Raw genomic sequence first — 21,219 nt, forward strand, 5'->3', positions numbered from 1 at the left:
CGACCGCCGCCTCCCCGTGCCGACCGGCACGCCCCACCCCGCGCACGTGAGTCGAAGGAGACGCATCGATGAGCACCACCGCCGCCCCCCGGAGCCGCCGCTCCGGCATCCGCGGGCACGAGGCCCGCTACGGCTGGCTCTTCACCCTCCCGGCGATCGTCGTGATCGGCGTGTTCCTCGTCGTCCCGATCGGCCTCGCCCTCTGGGTCAGCGTGAGCAACTGGAACGGGCTCGGCTCGCCCCTCGGGCCGACCGCGCAGTTCGTCGGAGCCGACAACTACCGCGCGGTGCTCACCGACTCCGGCCTGGCGCAGAAGGACTTCGGCACCGCGATCCGCAACAACGTCTACTACGTGCTGCTCGTGGTGCCGCTGCAGACCGCGCTCGCGCTCTTCCTCGCCGTGCAGGTGAACCGGCGGATCCTGCGGGGCCGGGGCTTCTTCCGCACCGCCTTCTACTTCCCCTCCGTCACCTCCTCGATCGCGATCACCGTGATCTTCCTGTTCCTCTTCTCCGCCTCGGGCGTCGTCAACGCGGTGCTCGGCTGGTTCGGCGCCGACGGGCCGACCTGGATGGCCGACCCGACCGGTGTCCTGCACTCGCTCCTGGGCGCCGTCGGCGTCGACGGCTCCGGGCCGCTGGCCGCGGGCGCCCCGCTCGGACTCACCTGGTGGGACTGGCTGTCCGGCCCGTCCGTCGCGATGTGCGTGCTGATCACGATGGCGATCTTCACCACCTCGGGCACGTTCATGCTGCTGTTCCTCGCGGCGCTGCAGAACATCGGCGCCGAGATCGACGAGGCGGCGCTCATGGACGGCGCCGGCCCGCTCCGGAAGTTCTTCTCGGTCACCCTGCCGATGCTCAAGCCCACGCTCTTCACCGTGCTGACCCTCGGACTGATCGGCACCTGGCAGGTGTTCGACCAGATCTACCTCACCGGAGGAGGGGCGCCGGGCAAGACGCTGCTCACCCCGGCGTACCTCGCCTACGAGTCCTCGTTCACGGATCTCCGCTGGGGTCAGGGCGCCGCGATCGCCTTCATCCTCTTCTTCATCATCGTCGTGCTGACGCTCCTGCAGCGGGCGCTCCTCCGCGAGAAGGGGGAGCCGCGCCGGCGCCCCCGCCGCGCCGCTCGCGCCGACGCCGCGACGACCCTCACCACGGGAGGCATCCGATGAGCACGCTGACCGAGCCCGGCACCCGCGCCCCCGAGAGCCCCGAGCCCGCCGCGCCGGTCCCGCACCGCCGCATCCGCCTCGGCGCGCGCGGCCGCGCGTCGCTGATCGGCGGCTACCTGCTGCTGATCGCGCTGGCGCTGGTGTACATCTACCCGTTCCTGATCTCGGTCGCGTCGTCGTTCAAGTCGGACGCCGACGCCACCGCGAACCCGCTGTCGCTGCTGCCCGCGACCTGGTCGTTCGCCTCCTACGAGCGGCTGTTCACCGACGTCCCGCTGCCGCTGTGGACGCTCAACTCGGTGATCGTCACCGTGTTCGTCACCGTCGGCCGGGTCTTCTTCGACTCGCTGGCCGGCTACGCGCTGTCGCGGCTGCGCTTCCGCGGACGGGGTCTGCTGTTCGCGCTGTTCATCGGAGTGATGAGCGTGCCCGCGGTGGTGCTGCTGATCCCGCGGTTCCTGATCCTCAAGCAGCTCGGCCTCTACGACAGCTACGCGGGGATGATCGTCCCGCTGATCGTGGACGCGGCGGGGATCTTCATCATGAAGCAGTTCTTCGACTCGATCCCGCTCTCCATCGAGGAGGCCGCGCGGATCGACGGGGCCGGAGTGTTCCGGACCTTCCGCTCGATCGTGGTGCCGATGGCGCGTCCGGCGATCGTGACGCTGTTCATCCTGTCGTTCCAGGGCTCGTGGAACGAGTTCTCGCACTTCGTGGTGTCTCGGCAGTCGCCGGAGCTCAACACGCTGACGACCGGAGTCGCGTCGCTCGTGTCGGGGCAGCTGGGCACCGGCAACCAGTACCCGCTGCAGCTCGCGGCCGCGGTGCTGATGTCGATCCCGGTGGCCGTGCTGTTCTTCGTCTTCCAGCGGCGGATCATGAACACGACCGAGGGCGCGGAGAAGGGCTGACGCGGGGGCTCCGGCTCCTGCTGAGCGAGCATCGCGCGTGGGTGACCGGTTCCTGCTGATCGAGCAGCGCACAGGGCGCGTATCGAGATCCGTGTCCGTGCGACGGGCCTCGATACGCCCCTGCGGGGCTGCTCGACCAGCATGCGGGAGTGCCGCCGCTACTTCGCGAGGAACTCCAGGACGACGCGGTTCCACTCCTCCGGGTGGCTCACGGTCACTCCGTGCGGGGCGCCGTGGACGACGTGCAGCTCGGAGCCGGGGATCGCCGCGTGGGTGCGGGCGCCGGAGCCCTCGAACGGAACCGTGCCGTCGCCGTCGCCGTGGATGACGAGCGCGGGCACCGACACGTTGGGCAGGTCCTCGCGGAAGTCGGTGGTCGCGAACGCCGTCATGCAGGCGAGGGCCGCGTGCTTGGCCGACTGCTTCGCCAGAGCGATCGCCTCCTGGCGCTGCTCCTCCGTCACCTTCAGCACGCCGTCGACCGAGAAGAAGTCGGTGGTGAACTGGTCGTAGAAGTCGTCCTCGCTCTTCGTGAGGCCCGCGGTCATCTGCGCGGCCTGCGCCTTCTCGAGCGGGCCGTCCGGGTTGTCGTCCGTCTTCATCAGGTACGGCGGGACGGCCGAGGCGAAGACGACGCTGTGCAGGCGATCGGCGCCGTACTTCGTGAAGTAGCGGGCGACCTCGCCGCCGCCCATCGAGAAGCCGACCAGGGTGACGTCCTGCAGGTCGAGCTCGGTGAGGAGGGTGTGCAGGTCCTCGGTGAGCGTGTCGTAGCTGTAGCCGGTGAGCGGCTTGTCGCTGCGCCCGAAGCCACGGCGGTCGTAGGTGACGACGCGGTAGCCTGCCTCGGCGAACGCGGGGACCTGCTCCTTCCACGACTCGCCCGAGAGGGGCCAGCCGTGGATGAGGACCACGGGGCGGCCCGATCCGCCGGTGTCGTCGACGTGCAGGTCCGTGTCCTTGAAGAGTCCGTGGTGGGCGGTGATCTCGGCCATGGCGAGTGCTCCTTCCGGCGCCGACGATCGGCGTCACTCGATGTTCGAGGACGTCCCTGCGAGCGGATGGCCGGGGCGGGGAGGGTTGACAACTCCCGTCACTCCGCGACGACGGCCGCGGCGAGGCCCCGCAGCGCGGTGTGCAGCCCGGGGCTCATGGGCAGCCCGGCGTCGAGCACGGCGTTCGCGGCGGCGACCAGCACCGGTGCCGCGGGGGAGGAGACCACGGTGAGGCCGACGGGCGGATCCGTGTCGCCCGAGGGCCGCACGACCAGGACGAGCCGGGAGCTGGGAGCGCTCGTGCTGATCGTCGCTCCCGATCGGGCGGGCAGCACCGCGAGGGTGCCGCGGCCGACGAACTCGCGCTCCTCCCGGCTGGCGACGGTGAACGCGCCCTCGAGCGGGAGCAGGAGCACCACCGACCCCGGGTCGGCGCGGGGGCTCGGGCGGAAGTCGATCGTGCCGGCCGTGTGCCAGATCCGCCGGAGGAGCACGCCCTCGGCGGCCGCCTCCTGCCCGGTGACGGCGAACGCGGGGTCGGGCCCGGCCTCGGCGTGGCGGGCCCGCAGCCAGTGCCGGGCGGAGTCGCCGCGGAGGGGCATCGGGCGGATCAGCGGATCGGACACGGCGGCTCCCGAGGAACGCGGACCTGAATCGGCCGAGACAGTGAGGAACCATCATCCTAGGAGCGGCGGGAGGCGTGGTCCCCGGAGTGGCGCGTCCTCACGTGCCGATGCCGCCCCGGCCGCGCTGAGCGCGGCGCCGGAGCGGCATCCGAAATGTGGTGCGGACTACTGGAATCCGCCGCCGCGGTCCTCCGGGTCCTCGATCGGGTCGGAGTCGGGCGTGTCGATCGAGTAGGTCACGTGGACCGCCTCGCCGACCTCCTTGGCGGAGACGGCGTTGTAGACGAGGTGCGTCTCCTGGCCGTCGACGGCGGCGTAGACGTCGACCTCCTTCTCGTAGCTCCCGTCGGTGCTGACGCGGTTCTCGGTCTGGCCGTCGAACGGCCCGCCCTGGAAGAAGACGAGGTAGCTCTCGCCCTCGGCGAGTGCGCGGATGTCGTTGCTCATGCCCCCAGGTCTACCACTCGGCGACTCCCCGCCGCTCGGCCTTGCGCTCGGCGGGCGGAGGAGGGCCGGGGCGCCGCATTCCTCACGCCGGTCGTTCTCGGCTCCGCGGCCGGGGTCAGGAGGCCGACCGTTCCATCCGGCGCCAGGCTCCGCCGAGCAGCGGAGTGCCGGCGGCGACCACGTAGACCACGGCGGTGACGGCGAAGGTGAGGCGGAGGCCGAGCGTGTCGGCGGCGAGCCCTCCGAGGACTCCGCCGAGCGGCATCCCTGCCCAGGTCCCGGCGGACACGAGTCCGAGCACGCGCGCCTGGAGGGCGGTCGGGATGCGATCGAGGAAGACCGCGCCGAGGATCGGGTTCAGGGCTCCGGCGGCGAGCCCGCAGACGGCGGCCGAGGCGGCCAGCCCCACGACACCGAGACCGAGAGCCGGCGCGGCTCCGTAGGTGGCGGCGACGAGGAAGCAGGCGGCGAAGGGGATCCGGCGCGGCAGGCGGTGCGCGACGAGGCCGAAGGCGAGCGTTCCGGTCAGGGCGGCCGCGCCGAACACGCCGGAGACGAGGCCGAGGGACGACGCGCCCTCGAGGTGCCGCTCGGCGTAGAGGGGGAGGAGCGTGCTCGACCGGGCGGCGTCGAGGGTGTTGGTGACGAGGACGAGGGCGATGATGCAGCGCAGGAGGGGATCCCGGCGGATGAAGCGCAGACCCTCCCGGAGGTCCGACCAGTAGCCCGTCGAGCTCTCCTCCGGCCCCTCGGGGGTGGTCGACGGTGCCCGGACGAGTGCCGCCGTGAGGATCGCGGACGCGGCGAAGGACACTGCGGTCGCGAGGAGGGCCGCATCGGCGCCGAGAGTGCTGACCATCACCCCCGCGAGCGGCGCGCCGAGCATGGTGGAGAGGCGGGTGGTGGCGTCGAGGAAGCCGACCGAGCGCTCCAGCGGGATGCCCGCCGTCTGGGAGAGGCGGGGGAGGAGGACGCGTCGGGCGGTCTCCCCGGGGACGTCGAGGAGGCCGCTGACGAAGACGATCGTCAGGAGGACCGGGAACGGCAGCGCGTCGAGCGCGGTCAGGAGCGGGATGAGCGCGAGACTCGTGCCGCTCACCGCGTCGGAGAGCACGGACGACCGCACGAGGCCGACACGATCGACGAGTGCGCCGCCGAGCGGCCCGCCGAGGAGGACGGGTGCGGTCGCCGCGGCGGCCGCTGTCCCTACCTCCACCGGTCCTCCGCCCGCGCTGAGCACCAGGAACGGCACGGCGAACAGGGTGACGACGTTGCCGGTTCTGGAGAGGACGTGCCCGACGAGGAGTGCGGCGAGGGGCCGCGAGGAGCGCTCCGCCGCGCTCATCGCGGCCGGCGGTAGGCCTGGACGAGGAAGAACACCTCTTCCGACCCATCGTCGGTCCGGTGGTCGTCGCTGATCCGCGCCCACTTCCGGTCGAGCTGCGCGAGCTCGTCGCGCAGCTCCCACAGCTGATCCGCGCTCAGGCGCCAGCGGCGGTCGCTGCTCGTGCCGGCGCTCACCCACTCCTCCGGCAGCGTCGGCGTCGACGCGAGGTACTCGTCGTACTGCTGCGCGTAGACGCGGGAGATCGCCGCCGCCATCTCACGGAGGGCTCCGAGCTTCTCCGGGTCGCGTGCGACCTCGCTCTCGTCCCACACGGTCTCGAGGTGCTTCGCCCTCCACCAGCGCTCCCGCCGATCCCGGCCCGACTCCGGCGCCTCCTCGATCAGCCCGGCTCCCGCCAGCTTCGTCAGGTGGTAGCTCAGCGTCCCCGGCGCCTCGTCGATGTGCTCCGAGAGCTGCGCGGCGGTTCGTGGGCCGAGCTCTCGGAGCAGCCCGAGCAGGCGTAGGCGGGTGGGGTGAGCAAGGACGCGCATGTGAGCTGCGTCGTGCAGATTCGATCGGTCGACCATGCGCTCAGCCTAAAGCACAAGAAAGATTGTGCAAGAAGCGTTGTGTATCTGGGTGGCGGCGCGGTACTTCGACGACCCGTCAGGGCACGAGCCGCTGCGTGATCGAGGCCGTCGGCCCGCTCAGCGCGATCTCGGCGAGCGCGCCGTTGACCAGGGGCATCTGCGGCGGCTGGTGCCCGATGTCGACGTCGAGGATCACCGGCACGCCGAGATCGCCGAGGGCACGCCGCACCGCGTCCTCCTGGCTCAGCTCAGGCAGGGAGGCGCTCTCGGTCCGTCCGATCAGGACGCCGGTCGCCTGCTCGAACCAGCCCGCGAGCCGGAGGGAGGTGAGCATCCGGAGCACCGAGGCGGAGTCGGATCCGGCCGCCTCCAGGTAGACGACGGTGCCCTCCGGCGCGTGCCGTCGAGCGAAGCCCGGAACGTCGCCGTAGGGCGTGCCCGCGAGCAGGGACACCGTCTCGAGGCATCCGCCGATCAAGCGGCCGGACATCGCCGCGTCCGCTGACCCGTCGAGCGAGCGCCAGCGGGTCGGCTCCTCGTAGGCCCGCTCGCGGTCGAGCGGCTCGTCCATCCACGCGCCCCAGGGTCGGCTCCGGCGTCGCGGTGCGGCGTGCTGCGTGAACGCGGCTCCGGGCTCGAGGCCGGCGACCTCGGTCCAGCGGTGGAACCCGACCGGCAGCTCCCACGGCTCGTCCATCAGGTTGGCGCCGTGGATCGTCGCGAGCCCGGTCATCGTCGTCAGCGGCAGGAGCAGCGTCGAGACGTCCGACCAGCCGACGAACCAGGGCCGGGCCTCCGCGAGGGCGCGCCAGTCGAGCCTGTCCAGGAGCTCGACGGCGAGCTCGCCGCCCCACGGAGGAAGGACCGCGTCTCCGCTCCGGAAGGCGTCGTGCAAATCGGCCGCGCGATCCGCGGCGGACGCCGGAACGAGTCCGCCCGTGAGAGCGTGCGGCCGCACCCGGACGTCGTAGCCCACCGAGCCGAGTCGGCGCACGGCGTCCTGCAGCCGGTCGTGCAGGTGCGCGGGGACTCCCATCGAGGGCGCGGGCACCTCCACCCGGCCTCCGACGCGAAGGGGCGCGGGGTACGTGATGCTCGCCATCCGACGACGCTAACGCCCCTCGCTACGACGGGCCGCGGATGCACCGCGGCGTGAGGGCCTACGCGCCCGTCCCGCCAGCCGGCCGCCGAGCGCGATCGCGAGGAGGGTCAGCGCGAGTGCCGCGCCGCCGATCCACTCGCGCGCCGCGCTGGCCGCCGGGAGGAGGGGTGCGACCAGGAGGCACGCGACGACGCCGACGGCGAGAGCGCCGACGGTCCACCACGAGCGCAGGGCGAAGCGCCGAGAGGAGCCGCCGCTGTCGTCAGCGCGCTCCGTCACGGCCGACCCGTCCCGGATCGGCTGACCGGCTGCTGCTCCTCGTCCCGGTGGAGGTGCCGCGCTCGGCGCCCGGAGAGCACGACCCCGGCGATCGCGGCGCCGCCCCAGAGCACGGACCACCCGTGTCCGAGCCCGGCGTGCACGAGGAACGCGACGGCGAGGAACGCGCAGGCGGCGGCGTACACGACGCAGATCCACGACGTCGGAAGGAGACCGTTCACGCTCGTACCCTAGCGGCGGCGACTCCGCGGCTCGCCGCAGGCGTCTCGGGCACGCTGCTGCCGGCGGTCATCCGCGCCACGCGGCTCCCTCAGCTCGTGAGGCGGCCGATCTCGTCCTCGGAGAGGAGGCGGTCGGAGTAGAGCACGATGTGAGCCGCGGGGTCAGGGCTGTGCGCGTCGGGGCCCGCCCACCTCCGTTCGAGACCGAGTCGAGCGACCGTGCGGTGCGATCGCTCGTTCCGTTCCGCGACGACCGCGGTCACGGGGAGCTCCGGCCCGAGCCGCCGCGCCCGAGCGATCCCTGCGGAGGCGACCTCCTGGGCGTACCCCCTGCCCCAGTGGTCCGGATGGACGGTGAACGCGACGTTCCAGGCCGTGTCGGCGAGGAGGGTGCATCCGCCGATCCCGATCGCGCCGTCCGCGCCGCCTTCGGGACTCCGCAGCCGGACGACCCAGCTGCTGAGGTCGTCCCGTGCCCACTGCGCCGTCCGGCGGGCGAGCACCGCCCGGGTCTGCTCGACGGAGTCGTGCCGGAGGAGGGGGTCGCCCGCCGCGATCCGCTCGTCGGAGTACAGCCGCCACAGCTCGTCCAGATCGCCCTCGGCGGGACGGAACAGCCGGAGCCGCTCGGTCGTCTCGTCGGGGCGATCACCGGCGCCGATGCTGCTGCCGCTCGCTCGAGGAGGGACTCGGGGCCATCGGGGCGGTCGCCGAGGAGTGAGGCGAGCGCGGTGACCGTGCCTGGACGTCCACCTGCTCAGCCCGTGATCAGGCCGGTGAGGCGGTCGGCGGCGGCTCCGACGGTCGAGACCGCATTGACCGTGACGAGGCAGGCGACGCCCCAGAACCAGGTGCGACCGGGTGCCCCGGCGCTGCGCCGCTCGAAGGCGAGCCACCAGGCGCCGACCACCGAGACGCACGCCGCGACCACCGAGCCGAGCGCCATGCGGACGTACTCCTCCGGTCCGGGGGAGGACCAGGCCGTGGTCGCGAGGACGATGAGCAGCGGGACCACGATCATGCCCAGCGCGCCGAGCAGCACCGCGTGGAGGTGGCTGCGGGGAGGGGCCCCGGCCGTCGTCGTCGCGGTCCGCGTCCGTGTCGTGTCCATGCCGCGTCCCCCGTCACCGCGGACCGGTCCGCGCTGCCCCGACGCTATCCGCTCGCCGTCCCGCCGTCACCCCGCACCTCGAAGCGGGCCGCGTGCCCGGGTGGCGTCAGCACCACGCCGCCCGCGCCGCCCCGGCCGAACGCCGAGAACGTAGGATGTCCGGGATGACGATCGGACGCCGCCTCTTCCTCTCGGGAGCCGCCACGGGAGTCGGGCTCCTGGCCCTCGCGGGCTGCACGCCGTCGCGTCCGACGCCGACCCGCTCCGTCACGAAGGCCCCCGTGCCCACGCCGAGCACCACCGCCGTCCCCGCGCCGGCCGCCTTCGTGCGCTCCGCCTGGGCCGAGGATCCGTACGCGCTCGGCTCCGTCTCGTACCTGCCCGTCGGCGCGACGCCGCAGCACCGCACCGACCTGGGCACCGCGGTCCTCGACCGCGTCTTCCTCGCGGGCGAGGCCACCGACACGGAGGCGCCCGGCACGCTCCAGGGCGCCTGGAGCTCCGGGGTCCGCGCGGCCGCCGAGATCAGCGCCGTCGCCGACGAGGGCGAGCGGATCGCGATCATCGGGGCCGGTCTCGCCGGAGCGGTCGCCGCGCGGCGCCTGTCCGACGCGGGCTTCGACGTCACCGTGGTCGAGGCGCGCGAGCGCACCGGCGGCCGCATCGCCACCGCGACTCCGGACGGCTGGCCGATCGCCGTCGAGACCGGAGCCTGGGCCCTCACCGGCGCGGGAGCCGCCCTGCGCGAGAGCATCGCGGACGCGGGCGTCGTCACGACCGCGGTCGACCTCGCCGACGTCCGCTCGAGCGACGCCGGCGGCGCGGCCCTCGACACCGGCACCACGGGCGCCGACGCCCTGACCCGTGCTCTCGAGTGGGGAGCGGAGCAGCCGGAGGACCTGGCGCTCGCCGAGTCGTTCGCCGGCTCCGGAGCGCCCGACCCCGCCGAGGCCGAGCCGGGCTCCGGCGACGGCGACGCCGCCCGCGTGGCGGCGCACCTCGCCGGGACGACCGCGCTGCGCACCGGCGCCGCTCCCGAGGAGCTCTCCTCCTGGTACGGACTGGGCGACGCCTCCGCCGCCACGACCGCGGAGGAGCTGAGCGACGACTCCGGCGACGCGCTGCTGACCGACGGGCTCGCGCCCCTGGTCGACACCTTGCTCGCCGACGTCGAGGTCTCGCTGCGCGCCGTGGTGAGCGGCATCGGCTACACGGAGACCGGCGTCAGCATCCGCCTGGGCACCGGCGAGTCGTTCACAGCCGACCGGGTGCTGGTCACCGTGCCGATCGGGGTGCTCCAGACGGACGCGATCGCCTTCGACCCGCCGCTCCCGTTCGCGCAGCGCGCGGCCGTCGCGGCCCTCGGCTCCGGCGTCGTCGAGACGCTGTGGCTGCGCTTCGACGAGGCGTTCTGGGAGGCCGACGCCCCCGCGCGCTGGTCGCTCGTCGGCTCCGAGGCGGGCATCACCGAGTGGCTCAACCTCCAGCCGTCGACCGGCGAGGCGGTGCTCGTCGGGCTGGTCGGAGCGGATCAGGCCCTCTCGCTGCAAGACCTCAGCGACGACGAGCTGGTCACCCTCGCGCAGACGGCGCTCGAGCCGTTCGCCGTCGTCCCCGGCTGACGAGCTCGCGGAGCCGCGCCAGCGGCCCCCGCCACTCCGACGCGTGCGCCGCCCCGAGTGGCCGCACCCGGCTGAGCGCGAGGACGAACGCCGCGATGCCGGAGATCAGGCTCAGCACGATCACGTCGTAGAGCACGAACATCACGGGTCCGTCGACCTGGCCGGGGTCGAGGAAGAAGTACGGGTACCAGCCGATGAGGGCCCCGCGGACCAGGGTGATGACGCCCCAGACGATCGGGAAGCCGAGCACGGTCAGCGCCCCGCGCCAGGCGACCGGGCGGCGGCCGGGTCCGAGGATCCAGTCGAGGATCGCGAGCGTGGGGATCACGAAGTGCAGGAGCGCGCTCGACCAGGGCACGTCGACCCGCACGCCGCGGTTGTTGGCCTCGACCGCGATCAGCCCGAAGACGATCCCCGACACGACCATGTAGGTGAGCACGAGCGCCCGCACCGTGCTGAGCCAGCGCGGCTCCCGCTCGCGCGCGAGGGCGACCAGGCCGGACAGGCCCAGCACCACGACCCCGGCCATGTTCGACTGCGTCGTGAAGTAGGCGAAGAAGTTGTCGATCTGGAACGCGCGGAAGCCCAGCGTGTAGAAGAAGTCGCCGACGAGTCCGACCGCGCCCAGCCCGGCGAGGGCCAGGCGGAGGATCGCGAACGCCTTCCGCACACCCGCTCCGATCCGTCGCCGCTGGGCCCGGAGGGCCGGACTTCCGGACGATTCTACGGTCGCCGCGCTCGGAGCTCCCCGAGCGCGCGGCTCCGCCGGACGGGGGAGGCGGGCCCCGCGGAGGCGATCTAGCGTGGAGTGATGGCGCGCGCACAGGACGGGAAGGGTTCGGGTCGGATGTCGTCGGAGGAGGCGTCTCGGCGCTGGAACGCGGTCACGGGTCCGCTGTTCCTCGCGGCGGGAGCGGTCTTCGCGGTCCTCGGGAATCCGGTCTGGCCGGTGTTCCTCGTCCTGGGGATCACGTTCCTCGGGCTGACCGCCGGCCCCGGGAGGCCGACGAGCCGGAGCGGAGCCCAGGAGCCGGACCGCGATCGGTGACGCGCGCTTCGCGACGCGGACACTCGCCGGCCGCGTTGCCGGGATAGCGTGCGTGTCATGCCCTTCACGCCGAGCCACGCCGTCGTCGCGCTCGCGTTCTCGAACGGCCGGATCCCCGCCGCGGCCGTGGCCATCGGCGCGATGGTCCCGGACATCGGCATGTACCTCCCGATCGCCGTCGCCCGCGAGTCCACCCACTCCCTCCTCGGCGTCGTCACCGTCGACCTGCTGCTCGGGATGCTCGGCCTCGCGCTGTGGAGCGCGGTCGTCGCTCCGGCCTGGCGCGACCTCGCGCCCGCGCTGGTCCGCTCGCGCCTGCGTCCCCGGCGCTCGCCGCCCCGCGGGGCCGCCGAGTGGATCCGCGTGCTCGTCTTCGCGGCCGCCGGCATCGCGATCGGAGCCGCCAGCCACGTGATGTGGGACGGCTTCACCCACCGGGGCGGCCTCTTCGTCTCGGCGATCCCGCTGCTGCAGCAGGAGCTCGGGCCCTTCCCCGGCTTCCGATGGGCGCAGTACGCGAGCGGCGTGCTCGGGCTGCTCGGGCTCGGGATCGGAGCGGTGGTCTGGTACGTCGGCCGCCGTCCCCGGAAGCTCCGCTCCGACGGCCGGCAGCCGGTGCGCATCGCGGCCGCGGCCGTGGTGCTCGCGGCCGCGGTGGTTCCCGCCGGGATCGTGCTGGCGGGGGCGGGCATCGATCCGCTCGACGCCGCCTACCGGGCGCACGTGGTGCGGGCGGCGATCCTGCTCGTGGGCGGCGGCGCTGCGGCCGCGGTCGCCGTCGCGGCGGTCTGGTGGCTCACCGGCCGAGGGGTGCGCGGGGCCGTCGTCTGAGACGACGGAGGACGAGCCTGTCGTCTCAAGGGAGCACGGGCATCCGTCGCGAGGAGGATGCGCCGGTGCATAGCCCACCGATAGCGTCGGACACGGCCCGTTGGGGCGGGCCGCCTTCGGGGGAAGGCACTAAGGGGAAATCGGGGGCTCGCGGCACACGCCGCGGGCCCTCTACCCGTTTCCGGGCCCCCGCCGCCTCAGCGCCGCTTCGAGCGCGGCCGGTTCTGCGCGGCCGGGCGCTGCGGGATGCGCGGAGCGCCCTCGCCGGCGGCACCCTGGGGGAGCGAGGACGCGGGCGGGATCGGGCGGCGGGTCACCGGGCGGACCGGCTCGCCGCGGCGCGTCTGGCCGGGGATCGGTCGCGAGCGGCGTCCGTAGATCAGCTCGGACGAGTCGAGCAGCCACGGCACCAGCGCCACCGTCACTCCGTGCACCAGCAGGAGCTTCTGGCGGATCCGCCGCGACTTGTGGTTGTGGAGGAACGCCTCCCACCAGTGCCCGACGATGTACTGCGGCATGTAGACCGTCGTGATCTCGGAGCCGTGCTCGAGGCGGTGGGCCTTGATGTACTTGATGAGCGGGTACGAGATGTCGCGATAGGGAGAGGCCACGCAGCGCAGCGGCACCTCGATGTCCATCTGCGCCCAGTCGGCCTTGAGCTGCGCGGTCTGCGCGTCGTCGATGGAGGAGTGCACCGCCTCCAGCGTCTCGTGCCGCGCCGCGATGGCGTAGTCGAGAGCCTTCAGCGTGGGCTTGTTCATCCGGCCCACCAGCACGATCGCGTGGTCGCCGTTGGCGCCGAAGGTCGTGGTCGGGTCGACCTCGATCTCCTTCTCGACGTCGCGGTAGTAGCGGTAGACGCCGGCCATCAGGACACCGAGGATCGGCATCACCAGGTAGACGAGCCAGGCGCCGTGGGTGAACTTCGTGATCGTGACGACGACGAGCACCGCGAACGTCAGCGTCGCGCCGAACAGGTTGATGGCCAGGCTCGTGTAGACGGTGCGCGAGCCCTCGCCGTTGCGGATCATCCGCACCCAGTGCTTGACCATGCCCGACTGCCCGAGCGTGAACGAGACGAAGACGCCGATGATGTACAGCTGCACGAGGCTCGTGAGCGAGGCCTGGTAGACGAGCAGGATGATCGCGGCGACGAGCGCCAGGATGATCACTCCGTTGGAGTAGATGAGGCGGTCGCCGCGGGTGTTCAGCGACTTGGGCGCGTAGCCGTCGCGGGCCAGCACGGAGCCCAGCAGCGGGAAGCCGTTGAACGCGGTGTTCGCCGCGAGGAGAAGGACGGCGGCGGTCGCGGCCTGGATGATGAAGAACAGGATCGTGTTGTTGCCGAACGTGGCGGCGGCGACCTGCGCGATCACGGAGCGCTGCGGGGTCGTGGCGCAGTCGGCGAAGCCCACCAGATGGCAGGCGTTCTCGGCGTAGTGCACGTTCGAGAGCAGGGCGAGGGCGGTCAGGCCGACGAAGAGCACGATCGCGATCGTGCCCATCGCGACGAGGGTGCGCTGGGCGTTCTTGACCTTCGGGGCGCGGAACGCGGGCACGCCGTTCGAGATGGCCTCGACGCCCGTGAGCGCCGCGCAGCCGCTCGCGAAGGAGCGCAGCAGCAGGAGGACGACGGCCGCCTGCGTGAGCTGCTCGCCCTGCACGGTGAAGCCCGCCGACTCCGCGACCGGGGTGTCGCCGAAGGCGGTGCGGACCAGGCCGACGACGACCATCACGAAGACGCTCGCGACGAAGAGGTACGTCGGGACGGCGAAGGCGCGGCTCGACTCCGAGACGCCGCGGAGGTTCACGGCCGCCAGCAGCACCACGAAGAGGATGGCCAGTTCGACCCGCAGCGGCGCCAGCTCGGGCACCGCGGAGATGATGTTGTCGACTCCGGAGGCGACCGACACGGCCACGGTGAGCACGTAGTCCACGAGGAGGGCGGCGGCGACCGTGAGGCCCGCCGTCTCGCCCAGGTTGGTGCGGGCGACCTCGTAGTCGCCGCCGCCGGACGGGTACGCCCGGATCAGCTGGCGGTAGCTCAGCACCACCACGACGAGGAGGACGACCACGCACGCGGCCACCCAGGGGGCGAAGGTGAGGAAGGAGAGTCCGCCGAGCAGCAGGATCATCAGCAGCTCCTGCGGAGCGTAGGCCACGGAGGAGAGCGGGTCGCTGGCGAAGATGGGGAGCGCGAGCCGCTTCTGCAGCAGCTGTCCCTCGAGCTTGTCGCTGGGGAGCGGCTCGCCGATGAAGAAGTGCTTGGCGGTGCGCAGCTCGGTCGCGTCGGCCGATGATCCGTCCGCGGCGGACGGGGGGCCCTCGTGTGTCACGAGCGATGACACTACTCCGTGCGAGGGGGCAGTCAAGACGGCCGGGAGCGGGCCGGGCGGAGGCTGATCCCGCGCTGTGACCGGGAGTTTCCCGGTGCGACGGGGAGCGGCGGCCGGCGTGCTCGCGGCCGGCGCCCCGAGCGGGGGGTCAGCGGCCGTCGCGGGTCGCGGCTCCGATCAGGCCGGTGAGGCTGTCGCGGAGCGCGGTGAGCTCCTCGAGGGGGACGTCGAGCCGCTCCAGGATCTGCGGAGGAACCTGCAGGGCCTGCTCGCGGAGGGCCGCTCCGGAGGGGGTCAGCGCGACGTCGAGGCGGCGCTCGTCGTCGCTGCTCCGGGCCCGCGTGACGTGGCCGCTCGCCTCCAGGCGCTTCACGAGCGGGCTGAGCGTGGCCGGCTCGAGGCGGAGGGCGGAGCCGAGGTCGGCGAGCGAGCGGGGGCTGCGCTCCCAGAGCGCGAGCATCACGAGGTACTGCGGGTGCGTGAGTCCGAGCGGTTCGAGCACGGGGCGGTACAGCCCGATGACGGTGCGCGCCGCGACGGCGAGGGAGAAGCAGACCTGGTTCTGGAGGGCGAGCGGGTCGGTTTCCACGGCGTCATCCTCTCATCGTGCCGTGATGGTTAGTACACTAAGGATATGACGCGGAAGAAGACCGGCTCCCTCTACCAGCGCTTCAACGCGCGGCTGTTCCCCTGGATCGGCCCGCCGCCGCTCGGCCCGTACGACCAGCCCGAGCAGGAGGCGCCCGCGGGGCAGGCGTGCCCGCTCTGCGGCCGGCCGATGTCCGAGCACGTCATCGACCGCTCCGGTCCGCGCACCCAGCTGTACTGCCCGAGCGACCCCTCCTGAGTCGCACGCCCCCGTTCGGGGGTCAGGGGCTTCGGGCGGCGGGGGCGGATGATGAGCGCATGTCCCGTCTGAGCCCCACCGCCGCCCGCGTCGTCCAGTACAGCCGTTTCGGCGACGCGGACGTCCTCGAGATCGTCGAGGTCGAGCGGCCGAAGCCCGGGGCGGGCGAGGTGCTGGTCGAGGTGCTCTCCGCCGGGGTGAACCACATGGAGGCGTTCATCCGGCAGGGCCAGTTCGACTCCGACCACTCCGCGGCCTTCCCGATGCGCCAGGGCACCGACTTCTCGGGCGTCGTCGTCGCCCTCGGCGAGGGCGTCACCGACATCAAGCTCCGCAGCGACGTGGTCGGCCACGCGCTCGTCGGCTCGCACGCGACCCACGTCGTGGTGCCGCGCCGCAACCTCGTCGCCAAGCCCGCCTCCGTGAGCTGGGAGGTCGGCGGCGCGCTGTTCCTCGCCGGAGTGACCGCGTGGCGCGCGCTCGAGGCCACGCACGTCGGACCGGACGACACCGTCCTCGTCTCCGCCGCGGCCGGAGGAGTGGGCAGTCTCGAGATCCAGCTGGCGAAGCTCCGCGGCGCGACCGTGATCGGCACCTGCGGCGAGCGCAACTTCGACTACCTCCGCCAGATCGGCGTGAAGCCGGTGGTCTACGGCGACGGGATCGCCGACCGCATCCGGGCCGCGGCGCCCGGCGGGGTCACGGTGTTCCTCGACAACTTCGGCGGGGAGAACGACGCCCTCGCCGACGAGCTCGGCATCGCGGCCGGCCGCTTCCACTCCAGCGACGACCGCAAGGAGATCGAGCTGCGCGCCGTCTGGCCCGACGCCGAGACCGCCCAGCGCGACACCGAGATCCTCGGCGAGCTGGTCGGCCTCGTCGGCGAGCAGAAGCTGCGGGTGCTCGTCTCGGGCTTCTACCCCTTCGACCAGGTGCAGGACGCCTTCGACGACCTCGAGAAGCGGCACTCGCGCGGCAAGATCGTCCTCGGCATGAACCCGGTGGACCCGGCGAAGGTCACCAAGGCGCGCGACATCCACGAGGCCGGCCGCTAGCCGCACCCTCCCGGCGGCTGTCCGGGCTGCTCTCCGGGCGGCCACAATGGGGCCGTGGCGCGCGGACGCCCGGGAGGAGTGACGCGATGGAGGAGCCCGTCGTCGCGATCGTCTGGATCGTCTCGTTCGTGGTGGTGACCGTCCTGGTCACCGGGCTGTCGGGGCGGGTGAACTGGTCCGCTCCCGTGGCGCTCGTCGCCGTCGGAGCCCTCGCCTCCTTCGTCCCCGGGATCCCGGAGGTGGTGGTCGAGCCGGACGTGGTGCTGTTCGGGATCCTGCCGCCGCTGCTCTACGCGGCGGCGATCCGCACCTCCGTCCTCGACGTCCGCGCCCGCGGCGACAGCATCCTCCTGCTGTCGGTGGGGCTGGTCGTGTTCACGGTCGCGGTGGTCGGCGCGGTGGCCTGGATGGTCGTGCCGGCGATCACGGTCGCCGCGGCCCTCGCGTTCGGCGCGATCGTGGCGCCCACGGACGCGGTGGCGGTCACGGCGATCGCGGGGCGGCTCCGCCTGCCGCGGCGCATGCTCACGGTGCTCGAGGGCGAGAGCCTCCTCAACGACGCGACCGCACTGGTGGCGCTGAACGCCTCCCTCCTGGCGATCGTCAGCACGGTCACTCCCGGGCGCATCGCGCTCGACTTCGTGCTGGCCGTGGCGGTGGGCGGCGGGGTCGGGATCGGCATCGCCGTGCTGCTCGGGTTCGTGCGCAAGCAGGTGCAGTCGTCCGTCCTGGACACGAGCCTCTCGCTGGTGACGCCCTACGTCGCGTTCATCCCGGCGCAGCTGCTGCACGGCTCCGGGGTGCTGGCGGTCGTGGTCGCGGGGCTCTACCTGGGCTACCGGGCGCCGGTCATCCAGTCCGCGCAGGCGCGGATCGCGGAGTCGCTCAACTGGCGGACGATCCAGTTCCTGCTCGAGAACGCAGTGTTCCTCTTCATCGGGCTGAGCCTGTCGTCGGTGGTGGAGGCGACGGCCGACTCGGGCATCGGGGTCTGGCAGACGGTCGGCATCGGCGCGGCCGTGCTCGCGGCGCTGGTCGGGAGCCGCGTGGCCTGGATGTGCATGACGACGCTGCTGTTCCGGCACGGTCCGCGCCGGCTGCAGCAGCGCGGGTGGACCTGGCCGACCGCGATCGGGGTGTCGTTCGCGGGCATCCGCGGCGTGGTCACCCTCGCCGCCGCGTTCCTCCTGCCCGCGGAGACGCCGCAGCGCGCGTTCCTGCAGTTCCTCGCCTTCATCGTGGTGGCGGGGACGCTCGTCGAGGGGCTCGCGCTCCCGCGGCTCGTCCGCGCCCTGAAGCTGCCGGCCCCGAACGAGATGCAGGAGCACGTCGAGAAGCAGATGCTGCTCGCGGAGGCACAGGCCGCCGGGCTCGCCCGGCTCGACGCGGAGCCGCAGGACGGAGTGGAGGACCGCGTTCTCGACCGGCTGCGGCGGAACGCGACGTTCCTCGCCGACGCTCTGGAGAACCCGCCGGAGGGCGAGGGTGTGGAGCCGCTCCCGCAGGCCTACAACCGACTCCGGCGCGTGATGATCGCGGCCGAGCGGGAGGCGGTGCTCCGCGCGCGCTCCGAGGGGCGGTACCAGGAGCCGGCGGTGGTGAGCGCTCTGGCGTTCCTCGACGTGGAGGAGGAGGCGCTGGCGGTCGGGCGGCAGTAGCGCCGGGAGGGCGGGGACCCCGGGCGGGATCCCCGCCCTCTCGGCGGTACGGTGTCCGGGCTCAGTCCAGGGTGGAGCGGACCGAGGCGCGGGCCTCGTCGAGCGCGGCGCGCAGGGCGTCGACGCTCGCGGTCGTCACGGATCCCGAGGAGGCGGCGGTGCGCAGCTCCGCGCGCAGCTCGTCGCGGAACTCGGTGAGCAGCACCTCGGCGTCGCGCAGGGCGATCCGCGAGGCGGTGCGCGCGTCGGGCGAGGCCGGCGCGGCCTGCCCCGGCGCGGGCTGCTCGGAGGGGGTGCCGGACGTGTCCTGCGGGCGCGGCTCCTCGGCGGAGTGCTCCGGTCGGCGTCCGGGCTCCCGCGAGTCGCGGGCGGCGCTGGCCAGGTCGGCGCGGAGGCTCTTCATCGCCTCCGCGACGCCGAGGCGGACCTCGTCGGCGAGCCGGCGGACGGAGTCGGTGAGCTCCTCCTCGATGTCGCCCAGGTCGGTCGCGCGGTTCGCGAGCTCGGCGCGGCCGGCGTCGGTGATGGAGTAGACGGTCTTGCGGCCGTCGGCCTCCTTCGTGACGAGTCCCTCCTCCTCGAGCTTCGCGAGGCGCGGGTAGACCGTGCCGGCGCTGGGCGCGTAGGTGCCGCCGAAGCGCTCGCTGAGCGCCTGGATCAGCTCGTAGCCGTGGCGCGGCGACTCGGCGAGGAGGTTGAGCAGGTAGAGGCGCAGGCGGCCGTGCGCGAAGACGGGGCTCACAGCGAGCTCCCGTCCATCGGGCGGCGGTCGTCGGCGGGGCCGGTGTCGGGGGAGCCCCAGCCCTCGCCCACCGAGGCGGAGGACGCGGCGACGGACCGGCGGACGACGACCACGTCTCCCGAGACGGAGTTGGCGGCGACGTCGACCCACTTCGAGTCGAGCGAGCCCGTGGTCGAGGTGAAGCCCCGGCCGAAGGTGCCCTTGACGACGGAGCCGTCGAGCTGGAGTGTGCCCGAGACGGTGTTGATGCGGTAGCGGGCGCCGAGGCCCTCGTCGACGCGGATCGTGAGGTCGCCGCTGACGGTGTTGGCCTGGATCCGGTCGGGGGTGCCCTCGGCGTCGACGAACACGCTGCCCGAGACGCCGTCGACGGTGAAGCGGGTGAGCTCGCCGGTCGCGGTGACGTCGCCGGAGACGGTGCGCGCGGTGACGCGGCCGGTGTGGCTGCGGACCGAGAGCTCGCCGTGGACGGTGTTCACCTCGATGTCGCCGTGCAGGCCGTCGACGACGATGTCGCCGCCGACCGTCGAGACGCGGGCGTCGCTGTGGAGGCCCGAGACCAGGCCGTCGGCCGAGACGGTGTCGAACTTGAGGTCGACGCCGCGGGGGACGAGGAGGCTGATGTCGGCGCGGTCGCCGCGGCGGCCGAGGCCCTTCACGACGTCGACGATGGTGTCCCAGCGGAGCTGGACGTGGTCGATCTCGAGGCGGTCGCCGTCCATCGAGACCTTGAGCGGGCGGCCGTCGACGCTGTGGACCTCCACGCGAGCGGTCGGCTCGTCGTGGGCGATGACGTCGATCTGGCCGCCGACGAGGGCGACCTTGACCGAGCGGACGACGTCGAGGTCGATGACCTTCGTCTCGCCGGCCTGTACGAGCCATTTCTCGAGGGACATGAGCTCCTCCTCCTGCACCGGGGTGCCTTTCTGAAACGCGATACATCGCGAGTGGACGAGAGTCACGATATATCTCGATCGCTGCGCTCGGCAACGGGGCTCGGCCGGTTCCCAGCGTCGAGCGGCCGGGACCGGGGCGGCGCCGCGGCGCGGCTATGCCGGGGGCCGGAGCCGACGCCACCGTCGAGGGGGTGAGGCCGCGGCGGGCGCCGTGGTAGACCGGGCGCATGGACCCGATCGCGGCACTCGAGGAGATCGCAGCACTGCTCGAGCGGGAGCGGGCCTCCCGCTACCGGGCGAAGGCGTTCCGCCGGGCGGCCGCGGTGCTGGAGGGGATGGCGTCCGCCGAGCGGGACGACCTCGCCCTCGTGCGGCGGGCCTCCGGGATCGGCGACACGACCTTCACGGTGATCGAGCAGGCGCGGTCGGGCCGGGTGCCCGACTACCTCGCGGAGCTGCGCGGCTCGGCTCCTCCGCCCGCGAGCGCCTTGCGGGGACGGCTGCGCGGCGATCTCCACAGCCACAGCGAGTGGTCCGACGGGGCGACGCCCGTCCTCGCGATGGCGGACGCGGCCCGCGCGCTCGGCCACGAGTACCTGGCGCTCACCGACCACTCGCCGCGGCTCCGGGTCGCCCACGGTCTCAGCGCGGAGCGGCTGGAGGAGCAGCTGGCCCATCTCGCGGGCCTCGACACCGGGCCCCTGCGGCTGCTCAGCGGGATCGAGGTGGACGTCCTCGAGGACGGCGCGCTCGACCAGACGGACGAGCTGCTGGACCGCCTCGACGTGGTAGTCGCGAGCGCCCACTCGAAGCTGCGGCTGCCCTCCCGCGAGATGACGGCCCGGCTGGTCGCGGCGGCCTCGGATCCGCGGACCGACGTCCTCGGCCATGTCACGGGGCGGCTGGTGTCGGGCGAGCGCGGCACCCGCCCGCCGTCGACCTTCGACGCCCGGGCCGTGTTCCGGGCGTGCGCCGACCACTCCACCGCGGTCGAGATCAACGCCCGCCCCGAGCGCGAGGACCCGCCGGACGAGCTGATCGCGGTCGCGCTCGAGGAGGGCTGCCTGTTCTCGATCGACAGCGACGCGCACGCTCCGGGCCAGCTGGGCCTGCTCGACTACGGGGCCGAGCGGGCGGAGCGGCTCGGCGTCCCGGAGGAGCGGATCGTGACCACCTGGCCGGTCGAGCGGCTCCTGGAGTGGACCCGCGGTTGAGGATCCTCGCGCGTTGCGCAAACGAACTGCGGCCATCACCCCCTTGACAGGAGGCCGTACCGCGGGAGGAGATCCGACGCAAGTGGCGAAATCCCAGCCGCCCACGCGGCATGCTCGGTACCGGTCCGCTCCTCCTGGGCCGCTCCAGCGGTCGGGAGTCGCGCTCCGTCGTACTCTCCGCTC

Annotated in this window: 24 protein-coding genes; 9 read left to right on the plus strand and 15 right to left on the minus strand. The window is 73.1% G+C overall.

Features of this window, described 5'->3' with window-relative positions:
- Positions 1-68 precede the first annotated feature (68 nt).
- Together GSU40_RS01310 and GSU40_RS01315 are read left to right on the plus strand one after the other, a co-directional pair.
- Positions 69-1,178, plus strand: a complete 1,110-nt coding sequence (locus GSU40_RS01310; RefSeq protein ID WP_104238714.1) for a sugar ABC transporter permease — start codon at positions 69-71, stop codon at positions 1,176-1,178.
- Entirely contained in the window at positions 1,175-2,089 is a 915-nt protein-coding gene (locus tag GSU40_RS01315; RefSeq protein WP_104238713.1) for a carbohydrate ABC transporter permease, read from the plus strand. The genes GSU40_RS01310 and GSU40_RS01315 overlap by 4 nt, the downstream gene beginning before the upstream one ends.
- 158 nt (positions 2,090-2,247) lie before the next feature.
- On the opposite strand, the gene GSU40_RS01320 is transcribed toward GSU40_RS01315, so the two are convergent.
- The 10 genes from GSU40_RS01320 to GSU40_RS17005 all read right to left on the minus strand — a co-directional run bounded on the left by GSU40_RS01320 (position 2,248) and on the right by GSU40_RS17005 (position 8,787).
- On the minus strand, positions 2,248-3,084 hold the full coding sequence (locus GSU40_RS01320) for an alpha/beta hydrolase (RefSeq protein ID WP_104223760.1): 837 nt from the start codon (positions 3,082-3,084) through the stop codon (positions 2,248-2,250).
- 98 nt (positions 3,085-3,182) lie between these two features.
- Positions 3,183-3,710: a hypothetical protein gene (locus tag GSU40_RS01325; protein WP_104309843.1), complete on the minus strand. Its 528-nt coding sequence runs from the start codon at positions 3,708-3,710 to the stop codon at positions 3,183-3,185.
- 165 nt (positions 3,711-3,875) lie between these two features.
- Positions 3,876-4,157 carry an oligoribonuclease gene (locus tag GSU40_RS01330; RefSeq protein ID WP_159912046.1) on the minus strand — a complete coding sequence of 94 codons (282 nt, stop codon included), beginning with the start codon at positions 4,155-4,157 and terminating at the stop codon, positions 3,876-3,878.
- A gap of 115 nt (positions 4,158-4,272) precedes the next feature.
- Positions 4,273-5,502, minus strand: coding sequence for an MFS transporter (locus tag GSU40_RS01335; protein WP_181028792.1), 1,230 nt, complete (start codon positions 5,500-5,502; stop codon positions 4,273-4,275).
- Positions 5,499-6,071 carry a winged helix-turn-helix domain-containing protein gene (locus GSU40_RS01340; protein WP_104295673.1) on the minus strand — a complete coding sequence of 191 codons (573 nt, stop codon included), beginning with the start codon at positions 6,069-6,071 and terminating at the stop codon, positions 5,499-5,501. The genes GSU40_RS01335 and GSU40_RS01340 overlap by 4 nt, the downstream gene beginning before the upstream one ends.
- Positions 6,072-6,150: 79 nt before the next feature.
- Positions 6,151-7,176 carry a S66 peptidase family protein gene (locus GSU40_RS01345; protein ID WP_160033192.1) on the minus strand — a complete coding sequence of 342 codons (1,026 nt, stop codon included), beginning with the start codon at positions 7,174-7,176 and terminating at the stop codon, positions 6,151-6,153.
- 9 nt (positions 7,177-7,185) lie between these two features.
- On the minus strand, positions 7,186-7,455 hold the full coding sequence (locus tag GSU40_RS01350; RefSeq protein ID WP_160033194.1) for a hypothetical protein: 270 nt from the start codon (positions 7,453-7,455) through the stop codon (positions 7,186-7,188).
- Positions 7,452-7,676 (minus strand): hypothetical protein, encoded by a 225-nt coding sequence (locus GSU40_RS01355; protein WP_160033196.1) that lies wholly within the window; start codon positions 7,674-7,676, stop codon positions 7,452-7,454. Before GSU40_RS01355 ends, GSU40_RS01350 begins: the two co-directional genes overlap by 4 nt.
- Positions 7,677-7,765: 89 nt before the next feature.
- The gene (locus GSU40_RS01360; protein WP_244229635.1) at positions 7,766-8,527 is read right to left on the minus strand and encodes a GNAT family N-acetyltransferase; all 762 of its coding nucleotides are present in this window, start codon (positions 8,525-8,527) and stop codon (positions 7,766-7,768) included.
- Positions 8,434-8,787, minus strand: coding sequence for a hypothetical protein (locus tag GSU40_RS17005; RefSeq protein ID WP_244229551.1), 354 nt, complete (start codon positions 8,785-8,787; stop codon positions 8,434-8,436). Before GSU40_RS17005 ends, GSU40_RS01360 begins: the two co-directional genes overlap by 94 nt.
- A 164-nt stretch (positions 8,788-8,951) precedes the next feature.
- On the opposite strand from GSU40_RS17005, the gene GSU40_RS01365 reads away from it, so the two are divergent.
- Positions 8,952-10,409: an NAD(P)/FAD-dependent oxidoreductase gene (locus GSU40_RS01365; protein ID WP_160033200.1), complete on the plus strand. Its 1,458-nt coding sequence runs from the start codon at positions 8,952-8,954 to the stop codon at positions 10,407-10,409.
- Here GSU40_RS01365 and GSU40_RS01370 read toward each other — a convergent pair.
- A complete protein-coding gene (locus GSU40_RS01370) occupies positions 10,360-11,079 on the minus strand; it encodes a Pr6Pr family membrane protein (RefSeq protein ID WP_104233845.1) in 720 nt (239 codons plus the stop codon). The genes GSU40_RS01365 and GSU40_RS01370 overlap by 50 nt on opposite strands.
- A gap of 141 nt (positions 11,080-11,220) precedes the next feature.
- Between GSU40_RS01370 and GSU40_RS01375 the strand changes: the two genes are divergently transcribed.
- Together GSU40_RS01375 and GSU40_RS01380 are read left to right on the plus strand one after the other, a co-directional pair.
- Positions 11,221-11,457 (plus strand): hypothetical protein, encoded by a 237-nt coding sequence (locus GSU40_RS01375; protein ID WP_146076574.1) that lies wholly within the window; start codon positions 11,221-11,223, stop codon positions 11,455-11,457.
- 57 nt (positions 11,458-11,514) lie between these two features.
- Positions 11,515-12,288 carry a DUF4184 family protein gene (locus GSU40_RS01380; protein WP_104256060.1) on the plus strand — a complete coding sequence of 258 codons (774 nt, stop codon included), beginning with the start codon at positions 11,515-11,517 and terminating at the stop codon, positions 12,286-12,288.
- 197 nt (positions 12,289-12,485) lie between these two features.
- Here GSU40_RS01380 and GSU40_RS01385 read toward each other — a convergent pair whose 3' ends face one another.
- A complete protein-coding gene (locus GSU40_RS01385) occupies positions 12,486-14,567 on the minus strand; it encodes an APC family permease (protein ID WP_104223800.1) in 2,082 nt (693 codons plus the stop codon).
- A gap of 205 nt (positions 14,568-14,772) precedes the next feature.
- Entirely contained in the window at positions 14,773-15,213 is a 441-nt protein-coding gene (locus GSU40_RS01390; RefSeq protein WP_160033202.1) for a MarR family transcriptional regulator, read from the minus strand.
- A gap of 45 nt (positions 15,214-15,258) precedes the next feature.
- Here GSU40_RS01390 and GSU40_RS01395 point away from each other — a divergent pair, with 45 nt between their 5' ends.
- From GSU40_RS01395 to GSU40_RS01405, 3 genes are all read left to right on the plus strand, one after another.
- Positions 15,259-15,471 (plus strand): hypothetical protein, encoded by a 213-nt coding sequence (locus GSU40_RS01395; RefSeq protein WP_104223750.1) that lies wholly within the window; start codon positions 15,259-15,261, stop codon positions 15,469-15,471.
- A gap of 59 nt (positions 15,472-15,530) precedes the next feature.
- The gene (locus tag GSU40_RS01400) at positions 15,531-16,526 is read left to right on the plus strand and encodes an NADP-dependent oxidoreductase (RefSeq protein ID WP_104223749.1); all 996 of its coding nucleotides are present in this window, start codon (positions 15,531-15,533) and stop codon (positions 16,524-16,526) included.
- An 86-nt stretch (positions 16,527-16,612) separates the two neighbouring features.
- Complete coding sequence (locus GSU40_RS01405; RefSeq protein ID WP_104223748.1) at positions 16,613-18,184, plus strand: sodium:proton antiporter; 1,572 nt, start codon at positions 16,613-16,615, stop codon at positions 18,182-18,184.
- Between the two features lie 61 nt (positions 18,185-18,245).
- Here the strand turns inward: GSU40_RS01405 and GSU40_RS01410 are convergent, their stop codons facing one another.
- Both GSU40_RS01410 and GSU40_RS01415 read right to left on the minus strand, forming a co-directional pair.
- Positions 18,246-18,926: a PadR family transcriptional regulator gene (locus GSU40_RS01410; protein ID WP_160033204.1), complete on the minus strand. Its 681-nt coding sequence runs from the start codon at positions 18,924-18,926 to the stop codon at positions 18,246-18,248.
- Positions 18,923-19,822 (minus strand): hypothetical protein, encoded by a 900-nt coding sequence (locus GSU40_RS01415; protein WP_244229552.1) that lies wholly within the window; start codon positions 19,820-19,822, stop codon positions 18,923-18,925. Before GSU40_RS01415 ends, GSU40_RS01410 begins: the two co-directional genes overlap by 4 nt.
- 227 nt (positions 19,823-20,049) lie before the next feature.
- On the opposite strand from GSU40_RS01415, the gene GSU40_RS01420 reads away from it, so the two are divergent.
- Entirely contained in the window at positions 20,050-21,036 is a 987-nt protein-coding gene (locus tag GSU40_RS01420) for a PHP domain-containing protein (RefSeq protein WP_104263102.1), read from the plus strand.
- Positions 21,037-21,219: the final 183 nt, after the last annotated feature.

Source organism: Rathayibacter sp. VKM Ac-2805, assembly GCF_009834265.1.
Classification (GTDB): Bacteria; Actinomycetota; Actinomycetes; order Actinomycetales; family Microbacteriaceae; genus Rathayibacter.